This window comes from Agrobacterium sp. CFBP 3001 (assembly GCF_027871605.1).
GTDB classification, from domain to species: Bacteria; Pseudomonadota; Alphaproteobacteria; order Rhizobiales; family Rhizobiaceae; genus Agrobacterium; species Agrobacterium leguminum.
On record NZ_JAQAHD010000003.1, the window covers coordinates 118,141 to 135,345 of the forward strand.

General features: G+C 61.7%; 15 protein-coding genes and 1 riboswitch. Of the genes, 10 read left to right on the forward strand and 5 right to left on the reverse strand.

Translation table 11 applies throughout. The features are described 5' to 3' along the window. Positions 1-30 precede the first annotated feature (30 nt). Positions 31-861, forward strand: coding sequence for a class I SAM-dependent methyltransferase (locus PH605_RS05915; protein WP_142844654.1), 831 nt, complete (start codon positions 31-33; stop codon positions 859-861). Positions 862-978: 117 nt separating this feature from the next. On the opposite strand, the gene PH605_RS05920 is transcribed toward PH605_RS05915, so the two are convergent. The 5 genes from PH605_RS05920 to PH605_RS05940 form a co-directional block, all read right to left on the reverse strand. Continuing rightward, a complete protein-coding gene (locus tag PH605_RS05920; protein WP_142844655.1) occupies positions 979-1,422 on the reverse strand; it encodes a pseudoazurin in 444 nt (147 codons plus the stop codon). Further along, positions 1,419-2,219, reverse strand: a complete 801-nt coding sequence (locus tag PH605_RS05925; RefSeq protein WP_065657204.1) for an ABC transporter ATP-binding protein — start codon at positions 2,217-2,219, stop codon at positions 1,419-1,421. The genes PH605_RS05920 and PH605_RS05925 overlap by 4 nt, the downstream gene beginning before the upstream one ends. After that, positions 2,216-3,244: a FecCD family ABC transporter permease gene (locus PH605_RS05930; protein ID WP_142844656.1), complete on the reverse strand. Its 1,029-nt coding sequence runs from the start codon at positions 3,242-3,244 to the stop codon at positions 2,216-2,218. Before PH605_RS05930 ends, PH605_RS05925 begins: the two co-directional genes overlap by 4 nt. Beyond that, on the reverse strand, positions 3,241-4,272 hold the full coding sequence (locus tag PH605_RS05935) for an ABC transporter substrate-binding protein (RefSeq protein ID WP_003524647.1): 1,032 nt from the start codon (positions 4,270-4,272) through the stop codon (positions 3,241-3,243). The genes PH605_RS05930 and PH605_RS05935 overlap by 4 nt, the downstream gene beginning before the upstream one ends. Before the next feature lie 158 nt (positions 4,273-4,430). Continuing rightward, a riboswitch (cobalamin riboswitch) is annotated at positions 4,431-4,664 on the reverse strand. 39 nt (positions 4,665-4,703) lie between these two features. Continuing rightward, positions 4,704-5,582, reverse strand: coding sequence for a GNAT family N-acetyltransferase (locus PH605_RS05940; RefSeq protein ID WP_142844657.1), 879 nt, complete (start codon positions 5,580-5,582; stop codon positions 4,704-4,706). A 203-nt stretch (positions 5,583-5,785) separates the two neighbouring features. Between PH605_RS05940 and argE the strand changes: the two genes are divergently transcribed. The 9 genes from argE (at position 5,786) to PH605_RS05985 (ending at position 16,969) form a co-directional block, all read left to right on the forward strand. Next, positions 5,786-6,910 (forward strand): acetylornithine deacetylase, encoded by a 1,125-nt coding sequence (gene argE / locus PH605_RS05945; protein ID WP_142844658.1) that lies wholly within the window; start codon positions 5,786-5,788, stop codon positions 6,908-6,910. A gap of 23 nt (positions 6,911-6,933) precedes the next feature. After that, entirely contained in the window at positions 6,934-7,857 is a 924-nt protein-coding gene (locus PH605_RS05950) for a 2-hydroxyacid dehydrogenase (protein WP_142844659.1), read from the forward strand. A 26-nt stretch (positions 7,858-7,883) separates the two neighbouring features. Then, positions 7,884-8,240, forward strand: a complete 357-nt coding sequence (locus tag PH605_RS05955) for a cupin domain-containing protein (protein ID WP_003524651.1) — start codon at positions 7,884-7,886, stop codon at positions 8,238-8,240. Further along, positions 8,237-8,692 carry a GNAT family N-acetyltransferase gene (locus tag PH605_RS05960; protein ID WP_142844660.1) on the forward strand — a complete coding sequence of 152 codons (456 nt, stop codon included), beginning with the start codon at positions 8,237-8,239 and terminating at the stop codon, positions 8,690-8,692. Before PH605_RS05955 ends, PH605_RS05960 begins: the two co-directional genes overlap by 4 nt. 128 nt (positions 8,693-8,820) lie before the next feature. Continuing rightward, entirely contained in the window at positions 8,821-10,863 is a 2,043-nt protein-coding gene (locus PH605_RS05965) for a hydantoinase/oxoprolinase family protein (RefSeq protein WP_142844661.1), read from the forward strand. A gap of 3 nt (positions 10,864-10,866) precedes the next feature. Beyond that, positions 10,867-12,834, forward strand: a complete 1,968-nt coding sequence (locus PH605_RS05970; protein WP_125145787.1) for a hydantoinase B/oxoprolinase family protein — start codon at positions 10,867-10,869, stop codon at positions 12,832-12,834. Positions 12,835-12,975: 141 nt separating this feature from the next. Further along, positions 12,976-14,439, forward strand: a complete 1,464-nt coding sequence (locus PH605_RS05975) for an aldehyde dehydrogenase family protein (RefSeq protein WP_031234532.1) — start codon at positions 12,976-12,978, stop codon at positions 14,437-14,439. A 13-nt stretch (positions 14,440-14,452) separates the two neighbouring features. Then, entirely contained in the window at positions 14,453-15,496 is a 1,044-nt protein-coding gene (locus PH605_RS05980) for a tartrate dehydrogenase (RefSeq protein WP_142844662.1), read from the forward strand. Between the two features lie 15 nt (positions 15,497-15,511). After that, entirely contained in the window at positions 15,512-16,969 is a 1,458-nt protein-coding gene (locus PH605_RS05985; protein ID WP_142844663.1) for an NAD-dependent succinate-semialdehyde dehydrogenase, read from the forward strand. Positions 16,970-17,205: the final 236 nt, after the last annotated feature.

The following is a 17,205-nucleotide window of genomic DNA, read 5'->3' on the forward strand; positions in this document are numbered from 1 at the left end:
TTAACTGACCGGTACATGAGTTGAAGACCGATGATCGACACAATCCAATATGGCAAAAACGACAGTCTAAGAGACGAAATCAAATCCTACTGGTCCGGCCGCGCCGCGACTTTCGACCTTTCCCCCGGACATGAAATTTTTTCCGAAGACGAGCGCGAGGCCTGGCACGCGCTTATCCTGAAACATCTCGGCCGCGGAGAAGGCCGCAGGGCGCTCGATCTTGCCAGCGGCACCGGCGTCATCTCGCACCTGATGGACGATCTCGGTTTTCAGGTCACCGGCATGGACTGGTCGGAAACCATGCTGGCGCTTGCCCGTGAAAAAGCGAAAAGCCGTGGCCGTAGCATCCGCTTTTTCGTCGGCGATGCCGAAAACACGATGGAGCCGGATGAAAGCGCCGATGTCATCATCACCCGTCATCTGGTCTGGACGCTGGTGGACCCGCAGGCAAGCTTTGCCGAATGGTTCCGCGTTCTGAAACCGGGCGGACGGCTTCTGATCGTTGACGGCGATTTCGTAAATACCGGCTGGCGCGAAAAACTGGTGAAGAAACTGGCGGCCGGTCTCGAAAGCATCGGCCTCGTCAAACCGGACCAGCCGCACAAGCCGGCGGACCCGGAAAACACCTTCAACAGCATTCTTTCCCGCGTTTATTTTTCGAAGGGCGCAAGGGCTGGCGATGTCGCGGCGCTGTTGCGTGCGACCGGCTTCGAACCTGTCGCAATCGATCAGGAGCTTCAGGCCATTCACCGCGCCCAGGCGAAAAATTTCAGCCTGCTGAAAGGCATTCTGCGCGGGCTGCAGCATCGTTATGCGGTGTGCGCAGTGAAGCCGGGGAACTACTCCGTCACCCCGGACTAGATCCGGAGTCCAGTGCGATCAAGTCCTTGATCGCAAAAGACTCTTCCGACGGCGCAGACGCGCCGCGGCTGGATGCCGGATCTAGTCCGGCATGACGGATGGGAGCTCAGTGCAGTCTCATTTTCCAGCCCGCTCGAATAATTCCTCCAAGCGCGGCTTCGCCCGGCCGGGCACATCCACCGTCCTGTAGCTTTGCGGCAAGGCCGCCTCGCCGACCTTGATCAGCATGACCATGCCCATGCCGTAATGCGGCGAGCATTTGATGCCGTAAAAGCCCGGCTTTTCAAAGCCGGTCTCGAATTCGTCATTGATCCGGCTTTTGAAACCTTCGACACCTTCCGGGATCATGCCATCGATGGTCGCGGCATTGTGGCTCTTGTGGGTGGGCACGAAGCGCACACGGTCGCCGGGGACGATTTCCAGAAAGTCGGGTTCGAACACCATCGGGCCTTTTTCTCCCCGGTTCAGCATTTTCACCTCGAAGGTCTCGGCGGAAGCATGAAAGGGAAAACCCATGCTTATCGCCACGGCAATCCCGGCAAAATTCAGCAATTTCATCATCGTGCCAGTACTTTCCTTGCATGCTCGGCCCGCCCGTGGGCCGGCAGAAAACGAATATGGGAAAAGCCGCCCTCATCCGTGGTGACGACGCATTCTACCCCGAAGACGGCGGCTATTCTCGCCGGTGTCAGAACCTCGCGCGGCGGACCGACCGCAATCATCTCGCCCCGGTGCATGATGGCGACCCGGTCACAGAACATGGCGGCGTGATTGAGATCGTGCAGCGCCGCCACAACGGTCAGGCCCTGCCGGCGCACCAGATCGAGCAGGCCGATCTGGTGGCCTATGTCGAGGTGGTTGGTCGGTTCGTCCAGAAGCAGGATATGCGGCTCCTGCGTCAATGCGCGGGCGATATGCAGGCGCTGGCGTTCGCCGCCGGAAAGATGGTGCCAGTTGCGCTCCGCCTTATCGGCCATATCGACATTGGCAAGTGCTGCATCAACAATGGCGTCATCCTGCTGCGACCAGGCGGAAAGCGGCCCGAGATAGGGCGTGCGCCCAAGTTCCACCGCCTGTCGTGCGGTGATGCGTTCGGTGGTTTCGGCCTGCTGCTCCACGAAGGCAAGCCGGCGGGCAAGGTCTCGCCGTCCCAATGAGGCAAGCGGCTCATCCCCGAGCGTAACGTGCCCCCGGCGCGGCTTGCGAATGCCTGCCAGCATGGAAAGCAGTGTGCTTTTGCCGGAACCGTTCGGTCCGATGATGCCGAGAAACTCACCCGAACCGACATCGAGCGAGACCCCACGCACAATATCGATATTGCCGGCATGGAAATGCAGGTCGTGAGCGGATAATTTCATGAACGCCCCCTCTTCTGCCCAAGGATGAAGGCAAAGGCGGGCGCGCCGACGAGCGCGGTGATGACGCCAATGGGCAGCACCTGCCCCGGGATGACAATGCGCGAGAGAATATCCGCGACGATCATGAAAACCGCGCCGGTCAGCGCCGTCACCGGCAGCAATATGCCATGGCGAACGCCGACGAAGATGCGTGCGGCGTGTGGAATGACGAGTCCCACGAAGCCGATGGAGCCCACCAGCGACACCATCGCAGCCGTCATGATCGCCGAAACGGAGATCAGCACCGCATAGACCCAGCGCACCGGAATGCCGAGCGAGGCAGCAGCCTGACCGCCGAAGGCGAAGGCATCGAGCGCCCGGGCATACCAGAGACACACCGCAAGTCCCGCAAGACTGATCGGCAGCGCAAGCCAGACATCCGGCCAGCGCACCCCGGAGAGGTTGCCCAGCAGCCAGAACATGATGCCGCGCGCCTGTTCGGCATTGGCGGATTTGGTGACGATGAAAGAGGTCATGGCATTAAACAGCTGCGACCCGGCCACCCCCGCCAGAATAATGGCGCTGTTGCCGTGTCCCGCCCGCACCGCCAGAAGGCTGACCAGCGAAAACGCAACGAAGGCACCGATGAGCGCCCCGGCCGGCATCGTCAGGAACCCCGCTCCGAAGCCAAGCAGCGCGACAGCGACGGCACCGGTGGAGGCGCCAGCGGAAATGCCGAGAATATAAGGATCGGCAAGCGGATTGCGCAGAAGCGATTGCAGCACCGCCCCGGCCAGCGCCAAAGAAGCGCCGCAACAGGCGGCGACGACCGCGCGGCTGAGACGATAACTCCAGACGATGCCCTCATCCAGCGGCTCCAGCGGATAGGCCGCATGGAAGACGCGGTTGGCGATTGTTTTCGCCACGACGTCGAAAGGAATGGCGGTCTCGCCGATGGCCGCCCCGGCCATCAGTGCGACGAGCAGCAGTGCGAGCGCGGCAAAAGCCAGCCCTACTCTGCCGAGAGGGATGGAAAGACCGTTCACTTCGCGAGGCCGGCAGCCGAAATCGCCTCGGCCAGCGTTTCGATGCCTTCAATGGTGCGAATGGTCGGGTTCATCGCCTGCGCGTCCATCTCGAACACATGTCCTTCCTTGACGGCTGGCATGATGCTGGCCACGGGATCGGTGGCGAGGAACTTCAGCTTGACGGCGACATCATCGGCGGGGAAACGGCGGCGATCCATCTTGCCGGCAACGATGATGGACGGATTGGCCTTGGCGATGGTTTCCCAGCCGACGGTCGGCCATTCTTCATCGCTTTCGATGACGTTCTTTAAGCCCAGCGCGGACATGATGTAGCCGGGAGCGCCATTGCGGCCAGCCACATAGGGATCGATATCCAGCTCGGCGCTGGAGAACCAGAAGACAGCCGAAAGCTTGCCATTTGCCGAGGCGATCTTGGCGCGGGCGGCTTCTTCACGCTTTTTCAGGTCGGCAACGACCTCTTCACCGCGATCCTGCACGTTGAAGATTTTGGCGAGATCGCGGATTTCCTGGTAGATCAAATCCATGGTGAAGACGGTGTTGCGCACGCCGTCGCCGCCGCCGGAATTGTCCTTGCCCATGCAATCGGCGGGCGAGGTATAAACGGGAACGCCAAGCTCGGCGAATTGCGCCGGTGTTCCGACAACGCCTTCCGGGCCGATCTGCCACTGAAACTGCGTCGTCACGAGGTCCGGCTTCTTGCCGATGACCGCCTCGAAGCTCGGATCATTGTCAGCCAGCCGCTCGACCCTGGCATTGGCCTCTTCGTAGCCCTTCAGAACCGGACCGATCCACAGCGCCGTGCCGACCACCTTGTCGGCGAGGCCGAGGAGGTAAAGAACCTCGGTCGTGCTCTGGCCGACGGACACGGTGCGGGCGGGCGCCTGCTTGAAGGTGATCTCCTGACCGCAGCTGTTGATCGTCAGGGGATAGGTCGTTTCGGCAGCATTGGCGCCGGCGACAGGCAAAGCCGCAAGCGCAGCGGCCAGAAAACCGGCATGGACAGGCAGGCGTCTAGAATGAAACATGTGTTCTCCAGTCGAAAGTAAATCTTATTCCAGAGCAGCAGGCGTCAGAACGCGCAGCAACAGCGGGACGTCTTGTACGGAGAACGGCAATAGGACGCAAACGAAATGTTATGAAATAACATTACAATCTCCTCCTCCGGGCTTCCCCGCCCGTAACGATGGTTTATATTTCGACGGCAGGTCTCCTGGCTCACGGATTTGCGTCACTCATCTGCCTTCCCGCATTCCGGAGAATACAGTGGCATGACGCCTGAAGCGTCACGGGGATGAACGACAATCCGCTTACAGTTGCGGGGGCAGCCACGGCATTGGGCGAAAAAGATCGCCGGCACCATGTTCCCTATTAATCCCTTCGCCTTTCGGCTGCAGGAACCGTCGCTTTCTCACATAAGGGGCAAGAGGCGGGGCGTCAATTGCGATAGTGCCGCACCTCAGCACAAAGACGGGCTTGCCAGGGCGAAAATCTTTGCGGAACCGGAGCCTGCCGGTTGCGGCGCGCCTTTCGACATGGCGGTGAGCGTTTCGATCCCCACCAGCCCGGATTGCGTCAGAAACTCGGTCAGAAGACCGCTATCCCGCACGGTATCGAGACGGACAAGCTGATCGTCGAGATCGGAAAAATGTCGCCTCACCAACGCAATCGCATCCGCCTCGTCACCGGCGATGACCGGGCCGACAATATGGCCCCGCCCCGCCGCACGCCGCAATGCAAAGGCGGCAAGACGATCAGCCTCGAACAGGCCGTAACCCGTATTTTCCTGAACAAGGCGTTGCAGGACGCCCCGGCGCGAAACACCGAAAGCCGCCCGATCCAGATCCACCACGGCGGACAAATGATCCCAGGACAGCGGCTCGATTCTCTGCTTTCTTCCAAGCGTCGGCATCTCGGCAGGGCAGCGCACCTTGCCGCGCTGGAGATGTACTTTCTCCGTATCCCCGGAAAAACCCAGCCGTGCGAAAAGCCGTCGCGAGGCTTCCGTGGCGTTCAACCGCAGGGAGGCATCAGGGTAGCCCGCGATGAGTTGGCCCACCAGCCATGGTCCAACGCCCTGCCCCTGCAAACGGGGAGAAACGATGACCATGCCGACCGTCGCGACACCCTCATCATAAGGAAACAGCATTGCCGTTGCGACAACGCGATCGATCTCGTCAAGCGCGGCAAGCCCGACGCCGCACTGCCGCAGGAAACACCATTCGTTTGCGTGATATCGCCATCCGACAGCCATGGACAAAGCATGCAGATGATCGGCCTCCACATCGGCGATATCCACTGTCCGCAACTCGAAACTATCGACCTTGAGCAGCTCCATGACAAACGGCTCTCATTCCCTCCGGCGCGGAACCTAGATCCCGGCAGCCCAGCTCACGACATCCGAAGATAACCAGCCTCGCCAGCAGGAATTTTCCGAAAGCGCTGGAAGGACACAACAATCTACTGAAATCACCCGTATTTCAGCAGATAAACGCCGCAGGCCGCTCTAAGCTTTTCGGCGTTGAAGCGACGGAGACAGCCATGAACGCAATCGACATTCTGGAGCGTCTTGTCGGCTTCCCGTCGGTGGTCGGAACCGCCAATGGCGACATCGCAGGATGGATCGCCGATTATCTGGAAAGCCACGGCGCAAAAGTATCGCTGCTTGCCGGCCCGGAAGGCGACCGCGCCAATCTCTTTGCCAGCTTCGGCCCGACCGATGCCAGCGGATACATCCTTTCCGGCCATATGGATGTGGTGCCTGCCGGTGAGCCGGAATGGTCCTCCGATCCCTTTACGCTGAGAACCGAAGGCGAGCGTCTCTACGGACGCGGAACCACCGACATGAAAGGGTTTCTGGCCACGGTTCTCGCCGCAGCACCGGCATTTTCACGCATGGCGCTGAAGCGGCCCGTTCACATCGCCTTTTCCTATGACGAGGAGGCGGGCTGCCGTGGCGTTCCGCATCTCATCGCCCGCTTGCCGGAACTATGCGCAAAACCGGCGGGCGCAATCATCGGCGAACCGAGCAATCTGCGCGCCGTGCGCGCCCACAAGGGCAAGGCCGCCGCACGCATCGCCATTCGCGGACGCTCCGGCCATTCCTCGCGGCCGGATCAGGGCGTGAACGCCATTCATCTGATGACCGGCATCATGGCAAAGGCGGTCGAGACCGCACAGGGTCTCACCCAGGGGCCTTTCGAAGCGACGTTCGAGCCGCCCTATTCCTCCCTGCAGATCGGCACGGCGAAAGGCGGACAGGCGATCAATATCATCCCCGATCTCTGCGCCATCGAACTGGAAGCGCGGGCGATTGCTGGCGTATCGCCGGTCGCCCTGCTCCAGCCGGTGCGCGACGGCGTCGAAGCGCTCGCCGTCAAGGGCATCGACATAGAATGGACGCCGATGAGCGATTATCCGGCGCTGTCCCTTGCCGCAGATGCGCCGCTCGTGAAGCTTCTGGAAGAGTTGACCGACGCGCCCTGCATCGCCGCCGTCAGCTATGGCACGGAGGCCGGGCTTTTTCAGGCGGCCGGCATCGATGCCATCATCTGCGGCCCGGGCGATATCGGCCGCGCCCACAAGCCGGACGAATTCATAACGGCCGGTGAACTGTCGGCCTGCCAGTCAATGCTGGAAACACTGGCGAGCCGCTGCACGGTTTAAACCTTCGGAACCACGGATTTCAGATGACTTTCTTCTTCAATTCCGACGCGAAGCGCGGCGAGATTTTCCGGCAGGCTCTGGCCCGCGACCTGCCGGAACTACCTTTTTCGATGGATGCCAAAAGCGTCGATCCGGATGCGGTTCGGTACGTCATTACCTGGACCGTGCCTGATGATATCGGCCGCTACCGCAATCTCGAAATCCTGTTTTCCATCGGTGCGGGCGTCGATCAGTTTCACATCGACACCGTCCCTGCGCATGTGAAAGTCGTGCGCATGGTGGATGAAGGCATCATCCGCATGATGCAGGAATATGTGAGCCTCGGCGTGCTGGCGCTTCACCGCAACCTGCCGGTCTATTTGAAACAGCAGCGCCAGCAACTCTGGAAGGCCCTGCCGCAGCGTCAGGCGGAAGAGTGCCGGGTGGGCGTTCTCGGCCTCGGCATGCTGGGCGTTGCGGCGCTGGAACGGCTGAAACCCTTCGGTTTTCCGCTTTCCGGCTGGAGCCGTTCACCGCGCGAGATCGATGGTGTGACCTGCCATCATGGCGAAGCCGGATTGTCCACGATCCTTTCGACCAGCGATATTCTCGTTTGCCTGCTGCCGCTGACCGACGAAACGACGGGACTTCTGAATGGCGAACGCCTGGGGATGCTTCCCGAGGGTGCGGGGCTGGTTCACGCCGGGCGCGGCAAACAGCTCGACCACGACGCCCTCATCGATGCGCTGGACAGCGGCAGGCTTTCGGGTGCCGTGATCGACGTCACCGATCCGGAACCGCTTCCGGAAGACCACGCCTTCTGGACGCATCCGAAAATTCTCCTGACGCCGCACATCGCCAGCGTCACCCAGCCGCATTCGGCAGCACGCACCGTTGTCGAAAACATCAAACGATACCAGTCCGGCCTCGAGCCGCTCGGCCTCGTCGACCGCAATCGCGGATATTGATCATCCCGTTCCAGGAAAGGACACCCATGCCACTTCTCAAGACCATCGACACACACCCCGCCTTCGAACCCAAAGCCTCCAAGGCCCTGCCGGAACGCCTCATTTCCGGCGATCCGTCCTTCAAGACCTGGCCGCTGGACGAAGCCCGCAACGGCACCGTCCACACCGGCATCTGGGAAGCAACGCCGGGCGAAAGCCGTTCGATCAAGGGCGAAACCTTCGAATTCTGCCATATTCTCGAAGGCGTCATCGAAATCACGCCGGAAGGCGGCGCACCGCTGCGTTATACGGCTGGCGACAGTTTCGTCATGAAGCCGGGCTTCGTCGGCGTGTGGAAAACCATTGAAACCGTCCGCAAGATCTATGTTACGGTGAACGGATGAACTGGGAACCGGCCATTTTCGAAATCACCCGCGACGGCTACGTCTTGAGCACCGATCCGGCACGGGTGGATTTCGATCTGGTCCATGGTTTTCTCGCCCGCGATTCCTACTGGGCGCAGGGAATGACCGCCGACCGGCTGAAGCGGGCGCTTTCGCATTCGCTGCCGGTCGGCGTTTACGCCCCTGACGGCTCCATGGCCGCCTTCGCCCGTCTGGTGACGGATTATGCCGTTTTCGGCTATCTGCGCGATGTCTTCACGGTGGAGGATCATCGCGGTCGCGGCCTTGCGTCCTGGATCGCCACCGAGATACGCAAACACCCGGAGCTTTCGACGGTATCGAGCTGGATGCTGGCGACCCGCGACGCCCATGGCGTTTACGAAAAGGCCGGTTATCGCGCCGCACCGCATCCCGAATATTACATGACGGTGCCGAAACCCTGCGAGGATTGAACAACCCTCCCTATGGGTCACCTCGGCCGTCCTCATAACCTGGGGCTATGACCCTTACCCCATAAATGCTTGGCCCTTTTCCGGTCCCGATGACAGCATCGTCCGCACTGGAAAAGGAGACGGAAGAGATGGGATATCGCATTGGCGTCGATGTTGGCGGGTCGTTTACGGATTTTGCCGTGTTCGACGATGGGACCGGCGCGCTTTCCACCCTGAAGGTGTTTTCCCGCCCCGATGCGCCCGGAGAAGAAATCCTTCTCGCGCTGGACACGCTGAAAAAGCGCGACGGCATCGAAGCGAAGGACGTTTCCTATTTCACCCATGGCACCACCGTCGGCGTCAACACCGTCATCCAGCGCAACGGCCAGAACGTCGCGCTGTTCACCACCGAAAATTTCGAGGATGTGCTGGGCGTTGCACGCCTGAAAATTCCGCAGATCCACAATCTCTATTCCGTGCGGCCGGAACCGCTCATCCCGCGTGAACGGGTTTTCGGCATAGCCGAGCGCATGCTGGCGACCGGCGAGGTAAAGCTCGCCCCAAACGAAGAGAATGTAGCGCAGGCTGTCGCCGGCGCCCTTGCAGCCGGTTGCGATGGAATTGTGCTCGCATTCCTGCATTCCTACCGCAATCCCGAAAACGAACGGGCCGTGAAGGCGATGATCGAACGCATCGCGCCGCAATTGCCGGTGGTCTCCTCTGCCGAGACATGGCCGATCATCCGCGAATATGAGCGCACCGTCACCGCCGTCATCAGCGGTTATGTCCAGCCGCGCGTCGCACATTACCTCGACCGTTTCGAAACAGTGCTGCGCGGGCAAGGCATTGCCTGCCCGCTCCTCATCACCAAGACCAATGGCGGCGTCATGGGCATCGATCAGGCGCGGCGGGAATGTGTGCAGATGATCCTGTCGGGCACCGCTTCCGGCGTCATCGGCGCGGGTTATCTGGCAAAGGCCAGCGGCTTTGACCGGGTGATGAGCCTCGATATCGGCGGCACCAGCGCCGATGTTGCCGTTATCCTGAACGGCGAAGCCCAATATGGGGTCGGCGAGCTGATCGGCGATTTCCAGATCCATGTCCCTTCCGTTTCCGTCAGTTCCGTCGGCCAGGGCGGCGGCTCGGTCGCATGGGTCGACAGTCTCGGCCTGTTGCAGGTGGGGCCGGAAAGTGCCGGCTCGACGCCGGGGCCGGCCTGTTACGGACGCGGCGGTAACCGCCCGACGATCACGGATGCCATGGCGGCCGCCAATCTCATCGGCCATATGCCGCTAGGTTATGGCGCGGTGACCGTCGATCACGCCGCATCGCGCGCCGCGCTCTCGCCGCTCGCCGAAAAGCTCGGCCTTTCCGTCGAGGGGCTCGCCGGCAACATTGTCGATATCGCCGTCTCCGGCATGTATGCCGAGGTGAACGCCCTCACCTCCCGTTTCGCCATCGACCCACGCGAATTTCACCTCTTCGCTTTCGGCGGCGCCGGCGCGATGCTCGCCTGCTTCCTCGCCCGCGAGCTGGACATGAAGGGTGTGGTGGTGCCGCCCACCCCGGGCGTCGTTTCCGCGCTCGGCGGCCTGATTGCCGATCTGAAGAACGATTTCATCCGAACCACCTATTGCGATGTGAACGACAGGGAGGCCTCCGATCTCGCCCCCCTTCTCGCCGAAATGCAGGAAACCGGCCGCAACTGGTTGAAAGAACAGGGTTTTAACGGCGATTACGAGATGCGGCTTTCCGCCGACATGCGCTATCGCGGCCAATCCTACGAAATCGAAACCACGCTCCAGCCGGAATGGCTGGGCAGCGGCGACGCCGGCGCGATCAACAGGGCATTTCACGAAGAACATGCCCGCCTCTACGGTCATTCCGATGAGCGGGCGGCCGTGCAGATGGTTAATCTCAGGCTCGTCGTCTCCGGGAAAACACCGAAGCCGCCGCTTCGCGAGACAGGCGCGGCCACCAGCCCCGCAACACCGCGCTTTCACACGAAAGGTTGGTTTGGCGGCATGGAGCACGACTTGGCGATCTATCACCGTGACGATCTGGCGGCCGGCCACGATTTCAACGGTCCCGCCATCGTCCTTCAGGACGACACCACCACCGTCGTGCCGCCCGGCTTTTCGGTCCATGTGGACCGTTTCGGCAATCTCGTCATTACCAAGCGGGAGTTTTGACCCATGACCATCGATCGCCGCAATCTCAAGGTGCTCGCCAATTTCTGCTCGGCCGCCGCCGATGCCATGGCCTTTACGCTGATGCGCACCGCCCATTCCGCCTTCGTCAAGGAAACCGAGGATTTTTCCTGTCAGGTGGTGACGCGCGAGGGGCTGGCCTTCGCCAATCCCCGGCAATTCGGCGCGCCCTGGTATAGCGGCATCGATTACGCGCCGCTGCTTTCCATGTTCGAGGAATATGAAGAGGGCGATATCTGCATCACCAACGATCCCTATAGCGGTTTCGTCGCCACCCACTCGCCGGATATCCACATCTGGAAACCGGTCTTCCATGAGGGCAAGATCGCCTGTTTCGTGGTTGGGCACATCCACAATACCGATGTCGGCGGCGCGGTTCCCGCCTCCCTGTCCCGCTCGCTTTCCGAAATCGAGCAGGAAGGCCTGCGCATCCCACCGGTCAAGCTCGTTCGCAAAGGCAGGCTCGATCCCTTCATCATCGACATGATGAAGGCCAATGTCCGCATGCCGGAGCAGAATATCGGCGACCTTCACGCCCAGATCGCCTCCGTCAATATCGGCGAACGCAAGATGCAGGAGATCATCGCCCGTTTCGGCTTTGACGATTTTCTGGACGGTGTGCGCCAGATTTTCGACTATGCGGAAGAGCAGACCCGGCAAATCCTCACCCGGGTGCCGGATGGCGACTATTTCTTTGCCGATTATGCCGATGAGGATTCCGTTGGCGGCCGGCCATGCCGCGTGGCGCTGACGCTGAAAATCCGCGGCGGCGAAGCCATCCTCGATTATACCGGCAGCGACCCGCAGCTCGGCTCGTCGCTGAACATGCCGACCGGCGGCCGAGAGCGGCATTCGCTCGTCATGGTGGGCCTGACCTATGTGCTTTATACGCTCGACAACAGCCTGCTCCTGAATGCCGGCACCCTGCGCCCGGCGCGGGCCGTGCTGCCGGAAGGCACGATCGTCAATTGCCAGCGCCCGGCCGCCGTCGGCATGCGTTCGCTGACCTGCGCCATGACGCAGATCGTCACCATCGGCGCTTTTGCAAAGGCCCTGCCGGAGCTTATTCCCGCCGCCTCACCCGGCGGAAACGCCATCATGAACATCAAGACCAGCGACAGGAACGGCCGCCCGGTCATGGCCTCCATCGGCCCGGTTGGCGGCGGCGGCGGCGGCACGCCCTTCTGCGACGGCAGCGACGGCGCGGGCGGCGCCACCGGTTTTCTGCGCAACACGCCGATTGAAATAAGCGAAGCGGAAGTACCGATCCTCTTCCGCCGGTATGGGCTCCAACGCGACACCGGCGGAGCAGGCCGTTTTCGCGGCGGGCTTTCGGCTGTTATGGAGTTTGAAATATCCTCGCCGGAAACGGTGGTCACGGCCCGCAACCGCAACCGTTCGGTTATGGCGAGTTGGGGTGTCAACGGCGCAGGTCCGGGGCTGATTTCCCGCTTCCTGCGCAATCCCGATACCGAGGGCGAAATCTCGCTCGGCAATACCGATATCGTCCATTGCGGCCCGGGCGATGTCATTCGTGTCATAGGACCGGGAGCCGGCGGTTACGGCGACCCCTTCACCCGCCCGCCGCAGGCCGTGCTGCGCGATGTGCGGCGTGGTGCGGTCTCGGCAGAAAATGCTGCAAGACACTATGGGGTGGCGCTCAACGGTGATGAGATCGATGAGGAGGCGACGGCTGCCCTGCGCGCCGCGCCGCGCCGGAAGACGGACGATATCATCAGCTACGGACCCGAACGGCTCGCCTTCGAGGCGGTCTGGACCCGGGAACGTTATGATCTTCTGACACAATTCCTGCAAAAATCGCCCGTGGGATGGCGCTTCTTCCTGAAACACCGGGTGTTTGAAGCGGTCGAAAATGAGGGCGATGATCCCCGCCCCCTTAGCGAGCGGATGGCCGGGATTTTCGACCGGATAAGCGCCCGCTACGGCGTTTGACCTGCGGCACATACCGGCCGCCGAAGATTGCGCTGTCTGCCAGTGGCAAAACAGGATTTTCATTCACCGCCCGCGCCGCAGTCGGTCGATGCTGCTTGCCATCAGGGATTAGCGTTGGGGCATATCCAAAGAGGATTCCACATGACGCTCAGCTTCGATCCAGACAGCTTATCCCTGCCGATCGGCCACTTCATCGGCGACCGGCTGGTTCCGGCGGCAAACGGCATCGACATGCACCGCCCTTCGGACGGCATAGAATATGCTGGTTGTCCCAAGGCGGATGCGGCGCTGGTCGATGAGGCTGTGCAGACTGCCAAGGCCGCGTTGAAGAGCAGCAACTGGGGCGGCGTGCGCCCGCGCGAGCGCACAAAGGTCTTGCAGCGCTGGGCCGACCTGATCGAACAGGAAGCCGAGACGCTGGCGAAAATCGAGGCGCTCTCCTCGACGCGACCGGTGGGCCAACTGATCGCCGGCGATATCGCCGTCACCGCCGAACAAATCCGTTTCTTTGCCGAATTCGCGGACAAGGAAGGCGGCGATCTGGTGCCGACAGACGATGCGAGCCTCGGCATGATCATGACCGAACCCTATGGCGTCGTCGGCGCCATCACGCCGTGGAATTTCCCCGTCTCCATGGCCGGCTGGAAGCTCGGCCCGGCGCTCGCCGCAGGCAATGCCGTGGTGCTGAAACCGTCTGAAATGACGCCCTTCTCCAGCATCTTCATGGCGCAGCTGGCGATAAAGGCCGGATTGCCGGCAGGTCTCATCAACATCGTGCTGGGCGACGGGCCCGTGACCGGCAATGCCATCACCGGACACCCTGATATCTCCAAGGTCAGCTTCACCGGCTCCACGGCCGCGGGCGCCGCCATCATGGCCAACATCGCCCGCACCGGCATCAAGCCCATGACGCTGGAACTTGGCGGCAAGAGCCCGCAACTGGTCTTCGCCGATGCCGATATCGAGAAGGCGGCAGCGGCCATCGCCGGCAATATCCTTTCCAATGCCGGGCAGGCCTGTGTGGCGGGCTCGCGCATCATCGTCGAGGAAAGTGCTGCGGATGCCCTTTCCACCGCGATCATCGCCCGTATGAAGGCAGTGAAGCCCGGCCCGACCTGGGACGAGACGACACAATATTCGCCGATCATCTCCGAGGTGCAGCGCAAGCGCATCGACGGCATCGTGCAGGCGGCCGTCGCCCATGGCGGCGAATGCCTGACGGGCGGCGCGATCATGGACGGTCCCGGCTATTTCTACCAGCCGACGCTGATCGCCAATGTCGACCAGACGTCTCCTGCCGTCACCGAGGAAATCTTCGGCCCAGTGCTGACGCTGCAGACCTTCCGCACGGAAGAAGAGGCTCTGGCGCTTTCCGACCATCCGACCTACGGTCTGGCGGCGGGTCTTTTCAGCCGTGACGTCTCGCGCGTCATGCGCCTGTCCCGCGCCATTCAGGCGGGCACGATCTGGGTCAACCGTTACGGCCGCTCGCGCGACCACATATTGCCGACCGGCGGTTACAAACGCTCCGGCATCGGCAAGGATCTCGGACGCGAGGCCTATCTCGCCAACCGCAAGAGCAAAAGCGTCCTCATCGGACTGTAACAGGGGTAATGTCTTGAAAACGCATCGCATCGCACTCATTCCCGGAGACGGCATCGGCAAAAGCGTAACGGACGCCGCATGGCAGGTGCTCAACGCCGCCGCCAAAACCTCCGGTTTTGCGCTTGAAGGAACGGAATTCCCCTGGTCCTGCGCCTTCTACAAGGAAACCGGCGCGATGATGCCCAAGGACGGCATCGAAACCCTGCGCGGCTTCGACGCCCTTCTGCTCGGTGCAGTCGGCTGGCCGGCGGAAGTGCCGGACTCTGTCTCGCTGCACGGCCTGCTGCTGCCGATCCGCAAGGCTTTCGTGCAATATGCCAATATCCGCCCGCACCGGCTTCTGCCCGGCGTGCAGGGGCCTTTGAAGGCCGATGGCTTCGACATTCTCTGCATCCGTGAAAACACGGAGGGCGAATATTCCGGCGCCGGTGGCCGCGTGCATCAGGGCACCGACGACGAAGTTGCCGTCGAAACCTCGATCTTCACCCGCAAGGGTGTGGAGCGCATTCTGCGTTTCGGCTTCGAACAGGCGCAGAAGCGTCGCGGCAAGCTTGCCTCAATCACCAAGTCCAATGCCCAGAAATATTCGATGGTGTTCTGGGACGAGGTGACCCACAAGCTCGCTGCCGAATATCCCGACGTCGAGGTTTCCAGCTATCACATCGACGCCATGGCGGCCCGCATGGTCATGGTGCCGGAAAGCCTCGATGTCGTGGTCGCCTCCAACCTCTTCGGCGATATTCTGACCGACCTCGGCGCAGCCATTCAGGGCGGCCTCGGCTTTGCCGCCTCCGCCAATATCAATCCTGACCGCAGCGCGCCGTCCATGTTCGAGCCGGTGCACGGTTCGGCCCCTGATATCGCCCATCTCGGCATCGCCAACCCCATCGCCGCCATCTGGTCCGGCGCGATGATGCTCGAACATCTCGGTGAAAAAGACGCGGCCGTGCGTATCATGACGGCGCTGGAAACGGCGACCGGCCGGGGTATCGGCACGGTGCCGGGCAAGGACAAGACAGACGCCATCACCGCCGCGGTTCTTGCGGCACTCGACTGATTTCGGAGACAGATGATGCAAGGTTTGAAGGACAAGGAACTCTTTCGCCAGACGGGCTTGATCGGCGGCGCCTGGAAGGCGGCGGCATCGGGCAAGGCGGTCGATGTGATCGATCCGGCGACGCAGGCGGTCATCGGCACCGTGCCGGATATGGACGGCGCAGAAACCCGCGCGGCCATCGAAGCCGCCAACGCCGCCTTCGGCCCGTGGAAGAAAAAGACCCACGCGGAGCGCGCAGCGCTTCTGGAAAAATGGTTCGCGCTGATGATCGAGAATATCGACGATCTCGGCCTGATCCTGACCACCGAACAGGGCAAGCCGCTTGAGGAGGCCAAAGGCGAGATCCGCTACGGCGCATCCTTCGTCAAATGGTTTGCCGAAGAGGCCCGGCGTATCGGCGGCGGTACCATCCCTTCACCGACGCCGGACAGGCGCATCGTGGTGCTGAAGGAACCGGTCGGCGTCTGCGGCATCATAACGCCGTGGAATTTCCCGAATGCGATGATCACCCGCAAGGTCGCGCCGGCACTCGCCACCGGCTGCACCGTCGTCATCAAGCCTTCGGAATTCACACCCTATTCGGCGCTCGCGCTTGGCGTGCTTGCCGAACGGGCCGGCATTCCCGCGGGCGTCATCAACATCGTCACCGGCATGCCGACGGAAATCGGCAACGAAATCATGGCCAACGAGACGGTTCGGAAAATTTCCTTCACCGGCTCCACCCGCGTCGGTTCGCTTTTGATGCGCGGCGCTGCGGACAGCATCAAACGGCTGTCGCTGGAACTGGGCGGCAATGCACCCTTCATCGTGTTCGACGATGCCGATCTCGATCTTGCCATTGAAGGCGCGCTGGTTTCGAAATTCCGCAATGGGGGCCAGACCTGCGTCTGCGCTAACCGGATTCTGGTGCAGTCCGGCGTTTATGACGCCTTTGCGAAGAAGCTGGCGGATCGCGTCGACGCCATGCGCGTTGGCCCCGGAACGGAAGCGGGCGTCTCCATTGGCCCGATGATCAACCAACCGGCGATCGCGAAAATCCGCGCCCATATCGATGACGCCGTTTCCAAGGGTGCCACGGTCATCACCAAGCCGCGCAATCTGCCGGAAGGTCCGCAATATACAGCGCCCGTGGTGCTGACGGGCGCAACGACGGCGATGCAGCTGGCAAGCGAGGAGACTTTCGGACCGGTCGCTCCGCTCTTCCGTTTCGAGACGGAGGAAGAGGCGCTCGCCATCGCCAATGGAACACCCTTCGGCCTTGCCGCCTATTTCTACACCGAGAACCTCAAGCGCGCCTGGCGTGTGGGCGAAGCGCTGGAATTCGGCATGGTCGGCCTCAACACCGGGTTGATCTCCACCGAGGTCGCCCCTTTCGGCGGCGTCAAGCAATCCGGCCTCGGCCGCGAGGGTGCACAGATCGGTATCGAAGAATATCTGGAGACCAAGGCCTTTCATATCGGTGGGCTTGCCTGACGCCCACTTCTTTCATCCCCGCCTAAAGGGCCGCTCTGCGGCCCTTCTTTTTTTGAAGCGCGGAATTGAAAAAGCGGCATTGCGGGAATTGGAAATACAGTCCTGACACAAATAGGTTTGGAAAAGCGCAGCATTTACACTCCGTCACCCCGGACTTGGTCCGGGGTCCAGCGCGATCAAGTCCTTGATTGCAGAAGACTCTTTCACCGCGCAGACGCGCGGTGGCTGGATGCCGG

Excerpts from the sequence above, each read along its gene's own strand:
- PH605_RS05915 (WP_142844654.1), top strand. The coding sequence starts at position 31 with ATGATCGACACAATCCAATATGGCAAAAACGACAGTCTAAGAGACGAA.
- PH605_RS05920 (WP_142844655.1), bottom strand. The coding sequence starts at position 1,422 with ATGATGAAATTGCTGAATTTTGCCGGGATTGCCGTGGCGATAAGCATG.
- PH605_RS05925 (WP_065657204.1), bottom strand. The coding sequence starts at position 2,219 with ATGAAATTATCCGCTCACGACCTGCATTTCCATGCCGGCAATATCGAT.
- PH605_RS05935 (WP_003524647.1), bottom strand. The coding sequence starts at position 4,272 with ATGTTTCATTCTAGACGCCTGCCTGTCCATGCCGGTTTTCTGGCCGCT.
- PH605_RS05940 (WP_142844657.1), bottom strand. The coding sequence starts at position 5,582 with ATGGAGCTGCTCAAGGTCGATAGTTTCGAGTTGCGGACAGTGGATATC.
- argE (WP_142844658.1), top strand. The coding sequence starts at position 5,786 with ATGAACGCAATCGACATTCTGGAGCGTCTTGTCGGCTTCCCGTCGGTG.
- PH605_RS05950 (WP_142844659.1), top strand. The coding sequence starts at position 6,934 with ATGACTTTCTTCTTCAATTCCGACGCGAAGCGCGGCGAGATTTTCCGG.
- PH605_RS05955 (WP_003524651.1), top strand. The coding sequence starts at position 7,884 with ATGCCACTTCTCAAGACCATCGACACACACCCCGCCTTCGAACCCAAA.
- PH605_RS05960 (WP_142844660.1), top strand. The coding sequence starts at position 8,237 with ATGAACTGGGAACCGGCCATTTTCGAAATCACCCGCGACGGCTACGTC.
- PH605_RS05965 (WP_142844661.1), top strand. The coding sequence starts at position 8,821 with ATGGGATATCGCATTGGCGTCGATGTTGGCGGGTCGTTTACGGATTTT.
- PH605_RS05970 (WP_125145787.1), top strand. The coding sequence starts at position 10,867 with ATGACCATCGATCGCCGCAATCTCAAGGTGCTCGCCAATTTCTGCTCG.
- PH605_RS05975 (WP_031234532.1), top strand. The coding sequence starts at position 12,976 with ATGACGCTCAGCTTCGATCCAGACAGCTTATCCCTGCCGATCGGCCAC.
- PH605_RS05985 (WP_142844663.1), top strand. The coding sequence starts at position 15,512 with ATGCAAGGTTTGAAGGACAAGGAACTCTTTCGCCAGACGGGCTTGATC.